Source organism: Bradyrhizobium uaiense (assembly GCF_010811875.1).
GTDB classification, from domain to species: Bacteria; Pseudomonadota; Alphaproteobacteria; order Rhizobiales; family Xanthobacteraceae; genus Bradyrhizobium; species Bradyrhizobium uaiense.
Window position 1 is genome coordinate 1 of sequence record NZ_VKHP01000046.1, and the last position, 18,757, is coordinate 18,757.

The 18,757-nt window shown below is 57.7% G+C and carries 12 protein-coding genes and 1 tRNA gene; 3 read left to right on the top strand and 10 right to left on the bottom strand.

All coding sequences use genetic code 11. The annotated features are described in order from the left end of the window. The coding region (locus FNJ47_RS50505; RefSeq protein ID WP_206685316.1) for a hypothetical protein at positions 1 to 219 on the top strand (219 nt) is incomplete at its 5' end. 245 nt (positions 220 to 464) lie between these two features. Beyond that, positions 465 to 554 (top strand) — tRNA-Ser (locus FNJ47_RS13850). Positions 555 to 628: 74 nt separating this feature from the next. On the opposite strand, the gene FNJ47_RS13855 is transcribed toward FNJ47_RS13850, so the two are convergent. Continuing rightward, entirely contained in the window at positions 629 to 1,021 is a 393-nt protein-coding gene (locus FNJ47_RS13855; RefSeq protein ID WP_163153882.1) for a hypothetical protein, read from the bottom strand. 932 nt (positions 1,022 to 1,953) lie between these two features. Here FNJ47_RS13855 and FNJ47_RS13860 point away from each other — a divergent pair. Next, positions 1,954 to 3,015, top strand: a complete 1,062-nt coding sequence (locus FNJ47_RS13860; RefSeq protein ID WP_163153884.1) for a hypothetical protein — start codon at positions 1,954 to 1,956, stop codon at positions 3,013 to 3,015. 119 nt (positions 3,016 to 3,134) lie between these two features. Here FNJ47_RS13860 and FNJ47_RS13865 read toward each other — a convergent pair whose 3' ends face one another. From FNJ47_RS13865 to FNJ47_RS13905, 9 genes are all read right to left on the bottom strand, one after another. Next, positions 3,135 to 4,256, bottom strand: coding sequence for a hypothetical protein (locus FNJ47_RS13865; RefSeq protein ID WP_163153885.1), 1,122 nt, complete (start codon positions 4,254 to 4,256; stop codon positions 3,135 to 3,137). Between the two features lie 181 nt (positions 4,257 to 4,437). Further along, positions 4,438 to 6,888, bottom strand: a complete 2,451-nt coding sequence (locus FNJ47_RS13870) for an AAA family ATPase (RefSeq protein WP_163153887.1) — start codon at positions 6,886 to 6,888, stop codon at positions 4,438 to 4,440. Further along, a complete protein-coding gene (locus FNJ47_RS13875; RefSeq protein ID WP_163153889.1) occupies positions 6,888 to 7,475 on the bottom strand; it encodes a hypothetical protein in 588 nt (195 codons plus the stop codon). The genes FNJ47_RS13870 and FNJ47_RS13875 overlap by 1 nt, the downstream gene beginning before the upstream one ends. Next, positions 7,472 to 9,172, bottom strand: coding sequence for an SIR2 family protein (locus tag FNJ47_RS13880; RefSeq protein WP_163153891.1), 1,701 nt, complete (start codon positions 9,170 to 9,172; stop codon positions 7,472 to 7,474). Before FNJ47_RS13880 ends, FNJ47_RS13875 begins: the two co-directional genes overlap by 4 nt. A gap of 96 nt (positions 9,173 to 9,268) precedes the next feature. Beyond that, a complete protein-coding gene (locus tag FNJ47_RS13885) occupies positions 9,269 to 10,060 on the bottom strand; it encodes an FRG domain-containing protein (protein WP_163153893.1) in 792 nt (263 codons plus the stop codon). Positions 10,061 to 10,146: 86 nt separating this feature from the next. Beyond that, positions 10,147 to 12,183, bottom strand: coding sequence for a protease Lon-related BREX system protein BrxL (brxL, locus tag FNJ47_RS13890; RefSeq protein WP_163153894.1), 2,037 nt, complete (start codon positions 12,181 to 12,183; stop codon positions 10,147 to 10,149). A gap of 3 nt (positions 12,184 to 12,186) precedes the next feature. Then, on the bottom strand, positions 12,187 to 14,766 hold the full coding sequence (locus FNJ47_RS13895) for a PglZ domain-containing protein (RefSeq protein ID WP_165445680.1): 2,580 nt from the start codon (positions 14,764 to 14,766) through the stop codon (positions 12,187 to 12,189). Then, positions 14,763 to 16,826, bottom strand: coding sequence for a BREX-1 system adenine-specific DNA-methyltransferase PglX (locus FNJ47_RS13900; protein WP_163153896.1), 2,064 nt, complete (start codon positions 16,824 to 16,826; stop codon positions 14,763 to 14,765). Before FNJ47_RS13900 ends, FNJ47_RS13895 begins: the two co-directional genes overlap by 4 nt. Continuing rightward, positions 16,823 to 18,748, bottom strand: coding sequence for an Eco57I restriction-modification methylase domain-containing protein (locus FNJ47_RS13905; RefSeq protein WP_163153898.1), 1,926 nt, complete (start codon positions 18,746 to 18,748; stop codon positions 16,823 to 16,825). The genes FNJ47_RS13900 and FNJ47_RS13905 overlap by 4 nt, the downstream gene beginning before the upstream one ends. Positions 18,749 to 18,757 lie beyond the last annotated feature (9 nt).

The window sequence follows — 18,757 nt, forward strand, 5'->3', positions numbered from 1 at the left end:
GAGATATGGATCGCGAGCAGCGACGACTATTCATTCGTCATCAGCAACGAGAGCCAGACCGGACCTGGCTTGCATGGAGAGCCGGGTTTTGTTGCATCATATCGCCCCGACTTCCTGAATATGCCTGCGGCTCAAGTGTCGGGATCGCCCTTCAGCACGTTCGCTGAAGCCGAGCGGGCCTGCAATGCGTTCCTCGGTCGCCTCATCATCAAGGGATGACTGCCGTTATCCACCTTCCACCGTAAAATCACTGGATACGGGCCGCTTGGGCCTCACTTCTCGAAGCGGCTCGGGCACGCCAAGCCGGACATCACCTTGCGCGTCTACGCCCACTTGTTTAGGAACGACGATGGCAAGGCGGCGGCGGCGATCATGCGGCGCTGGCGCATTGGGTGCCAATCGGGTGCCAATTTCGCGGTTCGTTCTCTTCGAGCCCACCGCTAAGCACTTGAAATTGTTGGTTTGGAAGGGTGGCCGAGTGGTTTAAGGCACCGGTCTTGAAAACCGGCGTGCCCGCAAGGGTACCGTGGGTTCGAATCCCACCCCTTCCGCCAATACTAACTCCAACATATTGATATTGTTTCACTATTTTTTTCGATGGCGTAACGCCCCACATTTGACCCCACGATTATCTCTCGCTGGAGTCACCCTCTTCGAATGCTTGAAGAAATTGCCTGTTCTTCACCGGATCGATGCGATCCGCTTGCGTGAGCGCCCAGTTGCTCCAACGCGCAGGGTCGTCGGCAGGCGCCGCAATACGTTCGCGTTCGATCGCCTGCTCGACGGCGCGTACGTAGGCGCGAATGTCCGCCGCGCGGCTTAGAGACGCGGCCTCCGCGAGCAGCCGGTCGATACGGGCCTGGGCGAGTTTTTTCCTGCCGCTCGCGCTCCTTTCGTTCAAGCTCGAGTTGATGCTGCCGCAGCTGCTCTTCCAGCTGCGCCTTATGCCACCCGCGCCATTCAAAGTCGCGTAGGCAGCCCTCACGATAGCTCGCCTCGGCTCCACAGCAATATAGGACATCCTCTGCTCGAGCCCATCCTGCCAAGCGGTCCGCTCCCGTTCACGCTCGTAGCCCTGGACGATGGCAAGACGTAACGGGTCGGATTTGCTACCGCTCGAGCTGCTGTCTGCACCAGACGCCCGCCCGAAAATCTTTGGCCGGTCGAGCGCAAGGGCGCCCCCTCGTCTGATGAACCGTGATGCTGATCTCACGTGCTTGGTCCCCCCTCACCTCTGGCTTTCCGCCGCAGCGCGCAACCGCCAAAAACAGCGGCGTTGAGCAGCCGCAGCCGTCGCTGCTCGAACGGGGTGTCGAAGACCGCTTGTGCCAGGAGAATGTATAACACGAGGTCTTCTGCTTTTTGCGGCGGGCATCGTCTTCGGCGAGCAGGCGTGAGACAACACTTGCTGCACCGCCATGACCCGGCTGATCTTGCGGATCCAATCCCGAACCTCAGCGATGTCTTCGGCAAAACCGGGCGCTTCCTAGCAGGCCCCCCGGTTTTGCTGCCGGCCCGCTTTCGCTCAAAGGCTGCATCCAAAAAGAACGGCCTGCGTCGCTACTCTTAGGTGTATCTAGTAGGACACAGGGAAGACCAAATCAGCGGTCAACTCCAATAAAACCGATTGAGCTGTGTTGACTAAAAAAACTCGCTTTGATTGAGTGAGAAAAATCATTTTATTTATTTTTAGAGGGAGCCTGACAATGCGATTTGCATATGGATTGACCCTTCTTGTTTTCTTGCAATTGCCGTCGGTCGGCATGGCGCAAGCTCCGGTTAGTTCAATCAACCCGACTTCTGCGTGCAACCCCACGCCCCCAGCACAATCTTGCCAACAGTTGAAGTGCGCCGGGCCGTGCACGGAGAAATGGGTGAATGGGAAGTGCGTTGGCGGCATCTGTCCGCAGGGTATCGTCCCTCTGACTGCCGGCACCGATCTTACGATACACAATGTGTCCCCTGATCTGGAGCAAAAAATCCGGAACCTTCTCAACGAGCAGAAGTGAGGGGCTTGATATTTCGGAAGGCAGGCTCATGCGAAAATGTCTTCAAATCATAGCAATTTCCGGGCTAGCGCTCCAACAGACTGGCTGCGGTACCGTCGTTCCCAAGATCCCTGAGGCGTGGGATTTGGTGGCCGACACCGATGCAACCCAACATATGGAAATGCAGATCAAGCGCGCGATTTTTTGCGAGCTGCGCGACGCCGTTCGAATAGCTCGCAACAGGGTGCAATACAAAACGTACTACCACGGTAAGCTCGTTTCTACGGCTGCTGATCAGCCCATTCCTGATTCCTGGGGGGTGCAACAGACCCTTACCTTTACAGTCGATGAGCAGAGCAAGGTGACGCCAAGCGCCACTTACACGTGGCCGCTGAACACTGCGGCGTCACAGACCTTTGCTCTTACGGCAGGTGGCCAGCTTTCATCTGATGCGACACGCACGGATAAGTTCTCGACCTTCTATACAATTGCCGAAATCGCAAATGTTCTCAGTGAAAGTCAAGTTTGCGAGAAGCCGCAGGAGCAATTTATTGGCCAGCCGAGTCACAGTTCTCCGTTCACCGTGCTCAGCGACCTCGGCATCAGAGACTGGCTTCCGGCAGCAACAGAAACGAGTGCTTATCTGCGATCATCTCGAAGCGCCGCGAGTGGCGAAGGGCCGCCACTTGGAACGGCTGGCAGCTTCGCTTCCGATTCATTTTCCTATGATGTGAAGTTTGTCATAGTTACCGATGGCAATTTAACACCGACGTGGAAACTGTTGCGCGTGACGACGGCATCAAGTCCCGCGCTTTTCGACACCAGCCGGACGCGGACGCACGAACTTCTCCTCACGATCGGGCCCGGAGCGACCACAACGGTGAAGAACTCAAAGGGCCAAGTTGTCTCGAAAACCGTTGGTCCTTCTAATAGTGCTGCAAGTTCTCATCTCGCTCAGGAAATTGGAAGTGCGGTAGCAACCGCCCTACGTCCGGCGATCGCGCCTACGGGAGTAACTGTCCCATAAGCTCGTCAATTTTTCCCTAGTCGCGACCACCAAGGGGATGGCACAAACGGCGCAGCTGAATTTCTTGTAGCGCCCGTTGACCCGGCCAGAAGAAGCAGACAGATGAGCGCCATCTGGCCCTACGACCGGTCCTCGCTGGAGTCATCACTTTCAATTCCTTGAAGAAACCGTCCGTTCTTGACGGGATCGATGCGATCGGCCTGCGAAAGCGCCCAGTGCACCCAAGTTGCAACCGCGTCCGCCGGCGCAACGATGCCCTCGCGTTCTGCCGCCTGTTCGACGGCGCGTACGTAGGCGCGAATATCCGCCGCGCGGCTCAGCGACGTAGCCTCCTCGAGCAACCGGTCGATACGGGCCTGCGCGAGTTTTTCGTGCCGCTCGCGTTCCTTTCGTTCAAGCTCGAGTTGACGCTGCCGCAGCTCCTCTTCGAGCTGCGCCTTACGCTGTCCGCGCCACTCGAAATCGCGCATACAGCCCTCGCGATAGCTCGCCTCGGCTGCGGTGACGATTTCGACAGCAATATCGGACATCCTCTGCTCGAGCGGCCTCTCCTCACCATCCTGCCAAGCGGTCCGCTCCTGTTCACGCTCGTAGCCCCCGACGATCGCAAGGCGTAACGGGTTGGACTTGCTCCCGCTCGAGCTGCTGTCTGCATCGGACCTCCGCCCGGAAACCTTCGGCCGATCGAATGACAGGGCGATCCTCGTCTGATGAACCGTGATGCTGATCTCGCGGGCCTGATCGCCCCTCACCTCGGGCTTTCCGCCGCAGCGTGCGACGGCCAGGAATAACGCGTTGAGCAGCCGCAGCCGGCGTTGCTCGAACGGGCTGTCGAAGACTGGCTTGTGCCAGGAGAATGCATAAGCCGATGTCTTCTGCTTTTCGCGCCGGGCCTCATCTTCGGCGAGCAGGCGCGAGATCACGCGGTGCTGTAGCGTCATCACCCGGCCGACGGTCACTTTGCCAATGATCTTGCGGATCTCATCTCGAACTTCGGAAATGTCTTCGGCGAACGCGGGCGGCTCACCCAATGGGCCCAGCAGCTCCTCGTTGGTCGGCGTCCTCTGCCAGTAGTAGCGTGCGCCGAGATAGATTTCGTCGCTCATGCCAGGCGCGCGGGCCGGCAACGCGAACTTTCGCGTCGGCTTGCCCGCCTGGAGCTTCGCCCAGTAGCCGCGCGGCGGGACTGGGATGTCGAACTTGATGCAGGTGTTTTTCAGCGTTGGTGGTGAGACGCCCAATCGAGCTGCCAACGCACCGAAGCTGGCAGACCACACAAGTTCATGTAGCTGTGGGCGCGTCATAGGTCGAGGCAGTTGAGTTTTCATCACAATGCTATCGAACTGGCTACCCTCTCATCCCTATCTTCTAGCTTTTTGCGCAGTTGAAGCTGAACTGGCTCCTCCTTAGACGACTGCGCGCTTAAGCTGCGATTACCTGATCTTCTTTGTATGCAAATGCCCGTGGCGTTGCGATCGCCTCACCCACGAAGTTGCGTGAGATCTCAACGGAGACCAAGCTATCTTCCGGAAACGCCGGGCTCAGTTCGAGAGTTAGATACTCGAATAGCGCGCGTTCATGGACCGCAACAATTAACTGCCGGTCGAGGCTTTTTGAGAACGTTCGCAACAACGCAGCAAACTGAGCAATGTGTACGTCGTCCATTGACTGCACTGGATCATCCAGCACGAGCCAGGGAATCTTCGACGGAACTGACAAGTGAAGTGCTAGAAATAGGGTGAGAGCCGCTGTGTTCAAATTGCCTTGACTGAGTATCGCGCCTGGCCTGCCAGACGCCTGACCTGACCGATGTAAAGTCTCAAGTACCGCCTCAACGCTTTCTTGATCACCAGCGGGTAGTTTGAACTGCGGTACAAACTGCTCTGAAGGTGCAAGTCGAACGAATAGATCCCGCCACACCTTATTCAGAGAATTGTTGAAAACCGCTTTCACCGTATTGGAGCGGACTCTTTCCGCTGCCGTGGCGATCTGCTTCGCGTCTTCCCTGCATCTGTCGACCTGCGAAATGGCCCCATTTGCTGCATGGAGCTTGATTCCAGCGCCCTCACTGGCCTCTCTCAAGCGCGCGAGCTCTGCAAGATCACCTTCGTAATAATCAAGTTCCGCTAACACGCGAATCCTCAGAGCAATTTTTTCCTCAGCGCCTCTAATCATCATGCTGAGCTTTTCAAGTGCATCCTCGAATGCGGCATCGAGGCTATCGTAGTCGCTCGCAGAGCGTCCGGTTATCGACCGCGTCAGCTGATCGATTTCGGGCAGAATCCTCGATGAAACCACGCCCCAATTGCGCGCAGCAGCCGCTTCCGATATCGCAGTTGCTGCTTGCGTCATGAGGGCTGTGCCACGTTGCGCTTCCGGCATCAAGGGCTTCAACCGCTGAACCATACTGGCCATCGATGCAGATCGCAGGATGAGAACCGCACGCTCCTCTTGCGGTAATTGTTCGCGCTCTACGCTAAGTAGCTCGCGCCGCACTGTGGCTAATCTTTCGCTCTCCTCTGCTCGTTCCGCCGCAAGTGCTTGTAGCCGCCCGGCCTCCGTAGTCAAAGAGGCGATCTTAGCCGCAACGTGTGCAGCAAGGGTACCCTCATTCATTTCGGAAAAGTCACGTTCGCAGACCGGACACCGCTCTGCATCAATGTGAGGTGCAACGCTCGCCAGCGCATTGGCCAATGATCGAACATCGGCGATGCCAGCCCCCAGCACTTCGTCCAGCTCGCCAATCCGCGCGGACGATCGTTGAATGGTTGCCTCGATCGCCGCTAACCGATTGGCAGCCATATCGCCCTCAGCAAGAATGGCATCACACCGCTGGGCCTCAAGCTCCGCGCGTTTTTCAGCAAGCGATCGTGCCAGCTCCGGACTGCTCTCGTCCATGGTTGGAATATCGGCGAGAGTCTTTCTCAATTCATCAAGAAGGGAGGCTAGAACCTGGCCCGGCTTTTGGCGCCAGGTATCCAAGGCACCTCTTGCGCGTGCCTCAACGCGCTCTCGCTCGGCGGCGTCTTGCACCTGGCCAATTTCGGAAATGGATCGCCACCGTTCCATCGCCGTGGATAGTTGAGCTTGCAGGCGGCTGAATTCTCGAAGTTGACGTTCCTCATCACGCGGCGAGTTAAGTCGTGCGCGGATCTGAGATACCTCCGACGCGGGCTCGAGCCCAATAGACAGATCCGGCCCGAGCTGAGCAAGGACAGCGTTTAGCTGAGTAAGCCGATTTGATGCGGCGCTAGAATTTTGCCTGATCGCAGTGTCGATACGAGTTTTTTCCTCACTTGCTGAAGTCTTCAGGCGTTCCAGACGCCGGTATGCGGGTGCAAGATTTCGAATCCGCGATACGTGAAAGGCTGGATATAGCCCATCAACAAGGGCATCCAATGGGTCTAGCCCAAGAAGTTCTTTTACAAACAGCGTTAAGGGTGATGCTGTGCCTGTACTTCGATCATCATATATTTCTAGGAGGCGCCCGAGAGTGGCTTGCGGTAGATAGCAACGCTCCGAGAAGAATCTCGCTTCCGCGTGCTGAAGAAGAGGCGTTGAGTAAAAGCTGTTGTCACTGAAGCGTAGGGCCCCCTCGGTGTTGCCGTTGGGACGCACCGGTGCCGAAGTGCTCAGCTCGATCGCTCCGTCCTTCATGCCAAAGTGCGTGAGGTACGACCAATATGTGTCTCCCTCACCCGCAAGATGAGCAATCTGCCCCGTCAACGCCAGCTCTATCGCGGAAAGTACGCTGGATTTACCCATTCCGTTTGAGCCATGAATGAGCACCACTTGCGCATCAAGAGGAACAACAATCTTCCCGCGAATGCTGCGGAAATTTTCGACGACCAAAGATTTCAGTCGAGGTGGCATCAATCCTCCGCTTCGTGGCTCGAAAGGACGGGATCAATAATCTGGCTAATTTTGCCTCGGAGCACGTCCTCCACTGATTCTCGATCCTCCAGCGCCGGCCCTAAGAGTTCATCTAACGTGAAGCTCCCGGAGAGGCTTGACACCGCCCGACGGACATCCCCTTCCCAGTCTATCATGGTTTCAACTGCCGGCGGCTGAACTAGTGGGAGCAAGACTGACAAGTAGTCTCGCACCACCTCAACTGCCCTTGGTCCAGTCGGCGCCCCGATCGACAAAACGCGGCATACGCTAACGATCGATTGTACCAACTCTGGCGAAGGTTGACCGGATGTCAGGACCGCGGTAACGGAACGCCGCGACTGAAGAACGTCCAGAGCTCGCGTAAACGCGAGTACCTTCCGGGTGATGACGTCTTCCGAAGTATCGCCTTTCAGTTCGACCACGATAACGAGGTCGTTCGCCTTGCTTTCGGCGACCAAGGAATGTGTGAAATCAAACGAAAGCGAGCCGATTTTTAGAGGCTTCGGCAACAGCCGATAGCCGCCCTCGCCAACCAGGATTTCCACCACGCGCTCGCTCGTAGTCATATTGAAACTTCCGCCCGAAGCGCATCGCAAAGAGAAGCTACATCTGAAGCATTCGCCAGCATTGGTCCATAGGCGATGTATCTCGGACCGACCTTGCCAGTGCGCACTTTCGCGGCCGGGCTCCTGTGTTGCCGGGGCGTGACCCTCTTCGAACAAATTACGACTGCGTCGGAATCGTCAGCTCTGAGAGCACCGCACTCCAAGAGGCTGGTTATTACGTCATCGTTTGCCGCGAAGAATACGCGGGCACTAACACTTCCCCTGTTTAGCCTAAGTGCGCCAGATCGAGCATCTTCGGGGTCGTCAACGCTTACTGTCCAGTGACCGGCTCTATCATCGAGGCCGATAAGTCCAAGTGCGGAGGCAGACTCTCGCTGGCCAGTTGCGGCAAGTGCCTGTTTTCCACACATTAGATGCACGGGTGCTTCATCCAATGGATAGTATGGCAAGGGACCGGATGGGCTCATGCCATCCTGTAATTGGTGACGGGCACGAGCCAACCCGAGCGCGATGGCTTTCACGAGCCCTAAGCGATCTGCGTTTCCTGCGTCAGCCGCGCGATTTCGCAAATGCATCAAGCCATCAACGATGCGTTGCTGAGCATTGGCATCGAGACCAGGAGCTGACGCGTCCTTAGCCAAGACCTCGAGCTTCGCCGTCAAGGTCGCCAATACCAGAGCCAGCAGGAGTGGTTTACTATAAGCTGGCAGACGAGCCGCATCACAAATCGCTTCCCGATTTGGTTCGTAGTCGTCTCCATAAGCGACATTGAGGATGGTTTTCTGGTCGTTATTGAGCTCCTGAGCCGAAAAGACAATCGGGGTTTGTGGCTCATCCCACTTCCAACCGTGTTGAGCACCGGATTGCGCGAACAGGTTCTGGATATTGGTATCCTGCGCAGACAAGCCGATCATGAGTGTCCTACTGCGCTGGATCAGCGCCTCGAGTTGGTCCCGCACGATTTTGAATTTGGTACTTGCCATCCAGCTAATGATCTGCGCACTGCGGGCAACGAGCAGCGGCCGATAAGTCGTCTCATCCGCGATTGCGCGCAGCGCGCAGCCGTGAAATTTGTAAAGAATTGCTGCAGCAGCCGGCCCTCGCAGATCCTCCCCGGTGACCGTTACCCGATAGAACTCGAGAGGCCGCCCGAGCGTGCGCATCGCAGCTTCAAGCAATCCATCCCAATTTGAGGTCGCTAGCTGCTCGACTGCTTGTTCTAGAGCCAAGATTGCTATTGCCAAATGCTCTGCGTCAGGATCTTGATTGGCGAACGTCTTTGGAAAATCCAGGCCCGTCCACAGGAGATAATCGAGCCCTTGGCCGTCGACTTCGATCGATAGCACCGCCGAATACTGGTTCCATAATCGTGAAAGCAGATCGCCAACGCATAGCCATTCTGAGCATGGTCGGGAGAAGTCGATTTGACTGCGCTGTTCGGTTGATGGAGCGGCCAACCCGATGATCTTCTCTAAGGCGCGCCGGAAGGCGCAGTGTGGGTCTTGCGTAATCCTGACTCTTAGAAATTCCAGGAGTTTCGTCAGGACGCCGTCAAGTCCGATGACGCGATCTCGCGATATGCCCGAACCAAGCCACAGGGCGTATGCACCTTGGCTTACTCCGTCGCTAATCCCTGAAAACTTCGAATCAAGTAGATCGAGGGTCTCCTTCACGGTGATGTTGGTAGCCGTAGGCAAGTCCCCTCCCTTTCGCGATCTCGCTTGTAGATCAATTTTCGGTCAGAAAATTCGTAGACATAGTGTCTCGCATCGAGCTTTCGCCAATGCTTCCGCCTAAGTTGGTCGTTTCGGGTAGGTGTCAACTAATTCAGATGCCAAGTTACCGAGGTCTGGGAATATATCGCCGCGACGAAGTCCCGCGGTGAAAAGTTCGCTGGCGACCTGCTTTGCGTGCTCAGCACGTATGATAATCGGAAAAAGGAATAGAGTATGGTCCTGACGCAGGTTTAAGGCCAAACGGCTGGAGTGAATCGTAAAGCAGCCTTGCTGAACAAAAATTCGCAAATCGACGTCGTGAGCCATAACTGCCAAGACTCTTTCCGGCTCGATCACGTCGGCGCGAAACGCCGGCAAAACCATCGGGTCGCACATTTCAGAGTTGATCGATGGTGTTAAGCTTCCGACTTGGTCATAGTTCTCAATTTGGTTCAGTCGGTGTGGATCAAGGATCCATAAGACAGAATCCTCTGGGGGGTCGGCGCTTTCGAACAGATACGCCAGAGCAAAGTAGAGCGCCACCAGCGGAGATCGGCTCCAATCCATTAGGCGCGTGGGCAATCCATAGTGCCTCATTAAGCTGAGCCAGTGCGCGAAATCACCATAGCGAGGCGCGGAAGCAACTCGAATCGCTGCTCTCGATCGAAACCGGTGAGCGAAGTTTCGCTCGTCTTCAGCCGTATAATCGCGCCATATCGTTGGGAGCACATCCCAACTAGAGCGTCGATGACCGCGATACCAAAGAATGTGTCCGTTCGCCGTATTATGGCGTTTCACGAGGATATCGATCAATTGGCCGATGGAATTGATCGAAGTCGGATCGGCTCCCGAAAAGAACGACGCTGCCATGGTTGCTTCCCGCGATTTTCCAAATTGCTAGTCGACTTCGCTTCAACCGTCCACTTCGAGAGCATCAGTGTTTTTTCTCGTCACGATCAATTTATGCCCAGCGCCTTGAAGGCTGCCGTCTTCGGGTCGCCGAAGAAGATGGGGTCGACGTGCTCGACCACATCACCGGTTACCTCAAGGAAGCTGCGCTTGTTCTCGATCGGGATCAGCGCTCGCTTGGCGCCGTTATCCATAGCAAGCTGGAGCGGCTCGGCTAACGAGCGCAAGCCCTTGATGTTGCCCTGGACGCTGAGATCTCCGACGATCAGCATGGCGGCAGACGGCGGAGCCTTCTTGAGCGCAGAAAACGCTGCGACGAAGAAGGCCAACCCGATCTCACCTTCGACTCGATTATTCATGAGGTCGATTACTTCAACGTGGAGATCGGAAACGTCGAGTTCGCGGGCGATGGAGAGATCGCCCTTCTTGGCGAGCATGTAGCTGAACGCGCGGTTGATCGATTCCTTGGTGACGCCGTTGACGCCGCCGGCCGTCTTCAGCTTGCCGGATCCGGACGAGACCGAGACTTCGACACGATACATCCCGACGGTGCCATCGTGGGCCACAGCCGCTGTATAGACGCTACCCGGTGGCAGCGGGTCGGCCGAGATCATGTTGCGACCACCCTGCTCCAGAACTCCGACGAACCGCTCCTCGCCGGTGTCGTTCAGCGTGTAGCTGAAGGACGTGTGGTAATATTCGAAGGAGCCCATCTTCTTGAGCTGCTCCTTGACCCGACGCCGTCCTTCCATCCCGAACTCCAGGAGTTCGGCGATCTCCTCCTGGGTGGCCTCCCCGCTGGGATGGATGATCTTCATCAGGCCCGAGACGGTCTTCTTAACCGCCTTTCGGTCGCGCGTAATCAAGTGCGCCCCCATCGTGAAATGGCGGTCGCAGATCTCGGTGAAATTGTGGCGGCGGAGCTCGCGCAGCGCTTCGGCAAGGAAATCCACCACGAAACCGTAGTGGTCCGTGAAGAGATCGTTGCGCATCTTCGGAATCTCCCAGCCGGGGAGATAAAAGTGCAGGCGGTCGATGAAGGCCATGTCGTCCCGGATCACCTCGGGCATCGGCTCGAACAAGTGTCCGGTCTGGACCATGACGTCGATGGGCTGCTGCGTATTGCCGAACAGGGCGATGCCGGCCTCTCCGGAGGCGGCTTCCTGGCCGCGCTGGAAGGACCCGGACTCGCAGTAGGTCTTCATCGTGGTGATGACTTCCTTGGGCATCTTCTCAAGATCGGCCACCTCATCGAAGCCGACGACGTCCCAGATCTGGACGAGGCCCTTCGCCCGGCCGCCCATGTGTCCGAACAGGTTGGCGACCGTGGTCGGACCGGTCATGAGTGCGGCATACGGCGAAACCTCCTGAATGACGTAGCTCTTGCCGGTGCCGCGGGGGCCCAGCTCGACCAAGTTGTAGTTGCGCTCGCACAGCGGGATCAGTCGCGTCAGGAACAGAAGCTTCAGGCGCTTCGTCATCTCGCCAGGCTCATAGCCCATGCTGCGGAGGATGAGGTCGATCCACTCGTCCGTCGTGAACTCGGCCCGGAGGCGCTGGTACTCGGCGAGGTCGAAAGCGGCGATCTGGATCGGGGTGAGCTTCTCGATCCAGAAGGGGTTCTTTCCCTTGCCCTCCTCATCGTATTCGAAGCGCATGTCGACTTGGGCCCAGATGCCGCCCGTCAGCAGACGTTCGTAATCCCTGACGTACTGATTCTGGATATGAACGAATTTGTTCCCGAAATTGCTCAGCTCTGCCCAGTAGTCGGAGTCGACCAAGCGGACCTTGACCTTGTCGATAAAGGTCCAGCTACCCTTTTCCTTGACCTTGCTCTGCGCCTTCATCGACTCGTCGGAGCGGATGTAGTTGTTGGCCAGCGTATCGTTGACGACCTGCAGACCCATCTGGATGGCCATCTCGTCGGACGATGCACAGTATTTCCCGAGTAGGAATTCCAGAACGAAGACCGGTACGTTGGCGCCGACTTTCACCTTCCGGACGAGATCCTTCCGGACCACCTTGCCGGCGAAGGTGCGGTTGACCTTTTCATCAAGAGCGTCGCGTGCGGGAACGTTACTCATCACTTAAACTCCCAAACGAACGGGGATGTCTTTCTTGGAAACGTACAGGACGGCGTCGGTCTCCGCGTCCAGAACCTGAATGCGCACGTGCTTGACCCTATCATCGGTCAACATAAAGCCGACGTTCGACTTAACGGCTGGCGGCAACGTCAGGACACCGTCCACTAGGTCGGCGCCCGTCGCGATGGCTGCTCGGGCGACAGGACGGTCGTCGGATACAACGAGCGGACGAACCTTGCGGGCGCCGGCGAAGAGATCTTTGGAAGCCGCACCCAGCTCGATCTGGACCGTGAAGATGCGGTTCGTCACCGTCTCGAAGTCATGCGTCAGGGTCACGGCGTCCTTTTCCGCTTTGGCGCTACCGTCGACCTTCAGCTTCACGGCGATGACTGGAATGATCATTTCCTGCAGCGAAGTGCCGCCGTGATGGTAGGCGAGATCGCCTCCGCTCTTGAAGACGGACGTACTGGCGGGGAACGCGAAGTCTAGGTCCGTTGCGTAACCGAGCTTGGCGCCCTGGACTCGTACCGCTCCCGGCGGCGTGGAACCGCCGTGGCCTATCCAGCAGCGACGATGCAGATCGATCGGATCGCCGCCGGGTGTGTCCAGGCGCATAGAGGGGTCGCGATCGGCGGCGAAGAAGAGATGGCCGTGATCGGCCGTGACGACCGCCTCTCCGATCCCAATGGTCGCCAAGCGGCCGAGGCACCGGGCGAGATCTTCGACTACGTTGTCCATGACACGGCGGGCATACGTCGTGGTGGTGGCGTTTTCCCCGGCAGCATCGATCTCTGTGGAGCGGATGATGATGACCTTCGCGTTCGACACCTTCTTCTGCAGCGCCTTCGCGCTCGCCGAAATGACCTCATCGAGCGTCAGATCAACAAGGTCCGGCACGCGCGACTTCAGAAACTTTTGGCGAGCCGAAAGATCAGGAAGGAAGACGCCGTCGATGGACGCACCGAGCCTGTCCTTGGTTGCGACAACAGAGAAAGTCGACGAAGCTCCTGGCAGCAGCGCCGCCATGCCGACCGGGGTGATGGACGGAAGCGCCGCCATGGCAGGGCGAATTTGGACCTCCGAAGCGCGCGTGAGGCGACCGATCAGCTCGTGCCCCATCTCGAACCGCATGGCGTCTACCATGACGTAGGCCACAGGGACCGGGCGGCTTGCGACCACATCTGACCAGATCCGGGTCTGTTCGAGAACACCCGGCACCGTCCAATCGGCCTTCTGAAGAGCCCTGAGGAAACCTTCGCTCATGCGACGGACGGCGTTTTCGTAGACGGCCCGGATCTTTGCCACGGCCCGCTCTTCCACCCCCTCGTCCACGGACGAGAGGAAAGCCTCCAGCCGCCGTTGTGCCTGGTCCAGCGCGTACCACCCATCCTTTTCCGACACGTAGCGATCGACCCAGGTGGAAGGATTGCCGTTGGCCTTCGCGATCGTCGCGTCAACCGCTACGGCGACCAAGCCAAGGTCGACCATCAGCTTGCAGATGGCCCACACCGATTTTCGTGTCACCTCCCGGTTGACCCAGAAACTGCTCTCGCGTGCCCCCATGAGGGTGCGGGCGTCTTCGAATTTCTCTGAAGCGACGAGGTCGAAGCAGGCCGCGACCACGGCGGCCTCCTCGAATCTGAAGGTGTCGATCGAACCGAGCGACGTGCCGCTTACCGACGCCGCCGAAAGACCGAGTTCGACCTCGATCTTGTCCGTCGCCTCGACATAGGCAGCCGAATAGCGCTCGCGGAGCCGCTTGGCGACTTCCCGGATCGCCTTTTGGTGATCATTGGCCTTGGGTTCGGGCACGTTCTTGATGGCCGCAGCAGCTTGTCCTTGGAGCTCTGCCTTCGGTGCTAAGTCGGATCGAAATTCGTTCACCAACACGTACCTGAAGGTGACCTGGCGTACCCGAGCCAACGTCGCATCCGGGGGCAAGGTAAGGCCGATCCTGGCGAGGACGGCATCCCGCAGCTCTCCGAAGGCTCCTTTCGCCTGAATGTCGGCGTCGAAGCAAGTGTCGCCCAGCCAGTCCGTGACGATCGCGACCGTGTCCGAGCCACCGAACACACTCTTCAGTAGAGACGTCCCTTGCGCGGCCCCTGCGTTGTCCTGCGCCATCCCGGCCAAATCGGCATACGTCAGCATATCCGATTTCAGCATCTCGTCGATGGCGACGTCCGTAAACCGTTTTCGGAGGACAAGCCGGGCGAACTGCTTCAGAGCCGGCTGCTGATAGCAGGTGCCGGCCTTCTCCAGCTCCATCAACAGCGAGCCTTTCGCGTCCCGGTCAAGACCAGGAACGTAGATCACGAGGTCGTCGGGCTGGTCTCCACTCGTCAAACTCTCGGCGGCGAAACGCGCCTTCAGGAAGGAGCCGTCGAAGACATAGAGATTAGCTTTCCGCCGGCCGAAGCTGACCGCCACGGGGCCGTCGCTCACGTTCCGCCCGTCGGCTATCTCCGCAAAAAACGGGCGCAGTTCCTCGCGCTTGTCGTACATGACTACAACACGGCGATCCTTGATGCGATCGCCGATCTGATTGGCGATGTATTCGTGGAGCGGGTGGATCGAATTCATCTCGCGGTTCGCGCTCGGCGCGCGCCCCTCGTTGTGGTTGAGGTGGGAGCTGCCATGAAGCTCTTTAACGCGGTTTGGACGGACGCAGACGAGCGAGCACGAACGAGCTGCTCTGCTGACTGCCTCGGCTTCTCCCGAAGTTTGCATTTGCCATCGCGATCCTCGAACCAAAAGACATCTTCAATACCGTGAGCGACAGCTAAATTGTGATTGATGGCGCACTTAGGAACCACACGTTCAGGCCAGAGATGCATTGCCAACTGTGTCCAGTCGAGCTCTCCAGCACACAGAGCGTCCCAAACTGCACGCAATTCCTTTTGCCAAGCCCGATTGTGTGGCACCAATCGCCAGAAAGGCGCAAAATTCACGATAATTCCATCGTCAAGGTTCGGCCTCCACAGCGGAGAGAGACGCTTTACCTCATCGAGCAGGGCCTGAATCTCGTCGACCTTCCTCTCTTGTTCTTCAACCTCTCTCCGGCTGCGGCCTGTCCCCTCGCCGGCGTGCTCAGTCTTTAGATTATCGAGGTTGCGGCGCTCGAGGCTAAGCTTTGGCTCCAGTAGATCAGTCTGCAACTGCATCAGCGTATCGCCTGTCAGCGCATGAGCGTACAGCCAGATTGAGTAGCCGAGCGAGGGCGTAGCGATCTGCCAATAAATCGGCGCCTTCCTGCGGCTCTTCCCGTACATCTTAAGATGCATCGGAAATAGGTCGTGAGCGATCGCGCTTCGCACGCTAGTGCTATCGTAGTCGTATCCGCCAACAGCGTCATAAACAGAGCAAACCCGATCGACTATGTCGTGCTGGTGGCCATCGTCGTCAACGAGGTATCCCACAATCGGATTATCCGAGGTGCTTACAGCCCTCATTCCGGTAGACTTAGCCGACGGCGGATCGAGAGAATCCGGCTGCGTCGGTAACGTAGCCTCGCCAGTGGCAAAACGAACATCAAAACGGCCGAATGCCACCCCAACTGCCCAGGAAAGCATTGTAGTTGAGTCGTCGGAAGAGACACCGACGCCCTCATTATCGTCGTTAACTTCGCTGTCTGCCGTCGGAGCTGGGTCGGCCGGATCGCTGTCTTCGTTAGTGGGGGCAGCCCGGCTCCATGCCGCGAGCGATGAGCGGTCCGCGGCATCAACTCCATACAAATCGAACACGATGCGATTTATCTCCGCATCAAGCTGCTCAAGCTCGCTGAAGATCGCATCGATGTTGTACGTTCCCAAGCGACGTCGGAGCTGCAACGGCAGCACGAACGCGCGAGAGGTCTCGTCGATCTCGAAATAGCTTCGCCTCAGCGACCAAGCCCGTCGGAAAAGGAGAGAGAGCTTCGCGGAGGTATCCACCGAGATCGTCGGCACCGGGACGCTAGTCACGTACCCCACTTCATACTGCAAGGTGCGGTCCGACCCCTCTCCTCCCCGAGGCAGTAGCAAATGAAGCAATCCAATGAAGGCGTCGCTGTTGAGCACGCAGGCGAGCGCCGGCAATTCGTCTTCACTTGCCGAAAAGGCCATAGTTCCCGTGTGACTAAATATGGCTCCAGGACTCACCAGCGAGAATGAGCCGCGGCGATAGGGACGCGAAGGCCACGTCAGTCCAGGCTGGAAGTACCGGTCAACGCTCTGTGGTCTAGAATAGTGCTTCCCAGTTTCTGGATTTACGAACGTCGTAAGTTCCTTCCCCGACTGATCCCAATTCACGACCAAGAAGAGGTTCGAAAAGTACGGTGAATAGCTCCCGCCCTTTGCGAACGGAAACCATTTTGAACCCAATTTGTCGATCGGACACTCCCACCATGCCCTGACGAAGCGAAAGTCATCTGCCGTTGCAAGGCCTTGGCGAGCCGTCCGGCCCTCCGACTGAAAGGGAGGTAAAGCGGTAAAGAGCCTGCGAATATTTGCGCTTGCCCAATACACAAAGGGACTGTTTGGGATACTCGCGAATTCAAGCGGATCCATTTCGACGGATCGCCCGCCAAATGGCGCGACATTCGCCAGAAGCTCATTCGGCTTCTGATCGACAGGAACGTCCAACAGTCGAACGAACACGGTCATTTACGAACCTCTAGACAGTACGCGGCAGCCTCGACCTTTGCACCGTCTAGAACGCCATAGCCTAGGTCGGCAACAACCATTGGAGGTGCAGTTTTGAGAAGGATCTCTTCGCGCCAATACTTAAAAGTCGAGAGATAAAAGCCTGACCGGGACGTAATGGCGCCTAAGCAGCCGCCTTGGTTTAAGAGCTGGACGCCTCGCTCGACAAACGCCGCATAAAGGTTGTTTTTGGTTTTCGGGTACGCAGCCTCGAAATCGCGCTTGGCGATCAGGCTACTTGCTCCGAACGGAGGATTCATGAGAAGGACATCGAATCTTCGGCCCATCATTTCTACAAATGCGATGCCTTGCTCTGCGTCATCGGCAAAGAGGCGGCGTCGGGTTCCTTTGCCGTTGACGGCGTCGCTGACAAACGCCTTCAGGGCCGAGAAGATGTTATCCTCGACCTTCTCGAAAAAGGCCGAATTGCTGATGCCGGACAAGTCGAATTCGCCCTGGCGCTTTATCGGGGCCAAGCCGGGAAGAAATTTTTTCGTGTGGGATTGCTCTTCATTGAAGGCAGCTCGTGCACGGTCGATCGATCGTGCCAAGGTGCGTTCAATAGGCAGCAACGACCCCATCTCGCCAGCGAGGCGCATCTCGGAGACAATCTCGTTGAATAGGTTGGCGACCATCGCGGGCTGAAGAGTCGCCGAGAAGTCCTCTACCACCTTGGGATCACCTGGCATTGGCTCCGCGATGACGACGTTAGCGCGGCGGATGATGGGGCGTTCGCCGCGAGAAATCTTCGCGTCGTTGAAAGCTCGCTGCGCCCGCATCCAAAGCGCGAGCTGCGCGATCTGCGCACAGCGAGGGTCGATATCGACACCATGAAGGTTGTGCCGCAGGATTAGCCCGGGTGTTGCCTTCTTGAGGTCCTCGAGCGTAGCGTAGTCTCGCCGGAGCGTCCTGCCCGTCACGCTTGATGTTGGCGAGGTCTCGTCGTGCCATGCCTCTTCGTAGATCAGGAGCAACAGGGCGAAGCAATAGAGCAAGAAATGTCCCGAGCCACATGCCGGGTCCAAAATTCGTAGATCGCGAGGGTCTTTCTTGGCCGAGTCTGACGACTTCGGGGCGGATCCCGAGGCCTTCACCATGTACGTGCAAGTCTCGGCGAGGCCGGTGCGGCCCTCGCACATCTTGTACCAGATGCGCCCAAGTGTGTTGTCGGTCAGGAACTGCACCACGTACGACGGCGTGAAGAATTGATTGCGGATCGCAAGCTCGCGGCTGTTTCGCGGGGCCTGGCTCTCGTCGCGCATCTGGCGGCGCTCTTCGCCGGAGTTAAAGAACTGGTAGATCCAGCCGATCGTCTCGTCCTCTTTCCAAACAACTTTGAGGTCGGCGCCGTTCAGGATTTCGAGCATTTCGTCGAAGATCGCCTTCTTGGGCCAGAGTACGGATGCCGGATCCCGGCGGTCAAATAGGACCTTAACCTCCGTGGAAAGCTCATCGAAAATGCTTTCTATGTAGAGTCGATAGCCGGCGCCGTCGGCCGTTTTCAGAGCCGGGGCCAGACCGCAGAACTCTGTGAAGCCGTTCGAATTTTCGCCGCGACCAATGCACTCCTGGACCAGCCCGCGCGGCTCGAGCATCTTGAGAGCGGCAAAGCGGTTCAGGGTGGTGAAGGCGGCATCCCGGATGTAGTCGCGCACGGCATCGGCCTGCTTCATGCCGGCACGTCGCTTGTGCTCGACGGCCGCCACGATCCTGTCGCGCAGCAGGAGCTCGCGACCGGTCAAATGCTGACCGCCCTCCTCGGCAACACGGCCGTCGAGACGCACATCGAATACGGCGTCGAGCTGTTCGGCGAAGTCTTCCTGGAGGATGCGCCGGATCCGCTGAGTGGCGCGCTCGATCGCGTTTCGCGTTTCCTTGTCCATCAGCTGTCG

What these genes read in the sequence shown, in the direction of transcription:
- brxL (WP_163153894.1), bottom strand. Translation starts at nt 12,183, where the DNA reads ATGAGTAACGTTCCCGCACGCGACGCTCTTGATGAAAAGGTCAACCGC.
- FNJ47_RS13875 (WP_163153889.1), bottom strand. Translation starts at nt 7,475, where the DNA reads ATGACTACGAGCGAGCGCGTGGTGGAAATCCTGGTTGGCGAGGGCGGC.
- FNJ47_RS13870 (WP_163153887.1), bottom strand. Translation starts at nt 6,888, where the DNA reads ATGCCACCTCGACTGAAATCTTTGGTCGTCGAAAATTTCCGCAGCATT.
- FNJ47_RS13885 (WP_163153893.1), bottom strand. Translation starts at nt 10,060, where the DNA reads ATGGCAGCGTCGTTCTTTTCGGGAGCCGATCCGACTTCGATCAATTCC.
- FNJ47_RS13860 (WP_163153884.1), top strand. Translation starts at nt 1,954, where the DNA reads ATGTGTCCCCTGATCTGGAGCAAAAAATCCGGAACCTTCTCAACGAGC.
- FNJ47_RS13895 (WP_165445680.1), bottom strand. Translation starts at nt 14,766, where the DNA reads ATGAATTCGATCCACCCGCTCCACGAATACATCGCCAATCAGATCGGC.
- FNJ47_RS13905 (WP_163153898.1), bottom strand. Translation starts at nt 18,748, where the DNA reads ATGGACAAGGAAACGCGAAACGCGATCGAGCGCGCCACTCAGCGGATC.
- FNJ47_RS13855 (WP_163153882.1), bottom strand. Translation starts at nt 1,021, where the DNA reads ATGTCCTATATTGCTGTGGAGCCGAGGCGAGCTATCGTGAGGGCTGCC.
- FNJ47_RS13900 (WP_163153896.1), bottom strand. Translation starts at nt 16,826, where the DNA reads ATGACCGTGTTCGTTCGACTGTTGGACGTTCCTGTCGATCAGAAGCCG.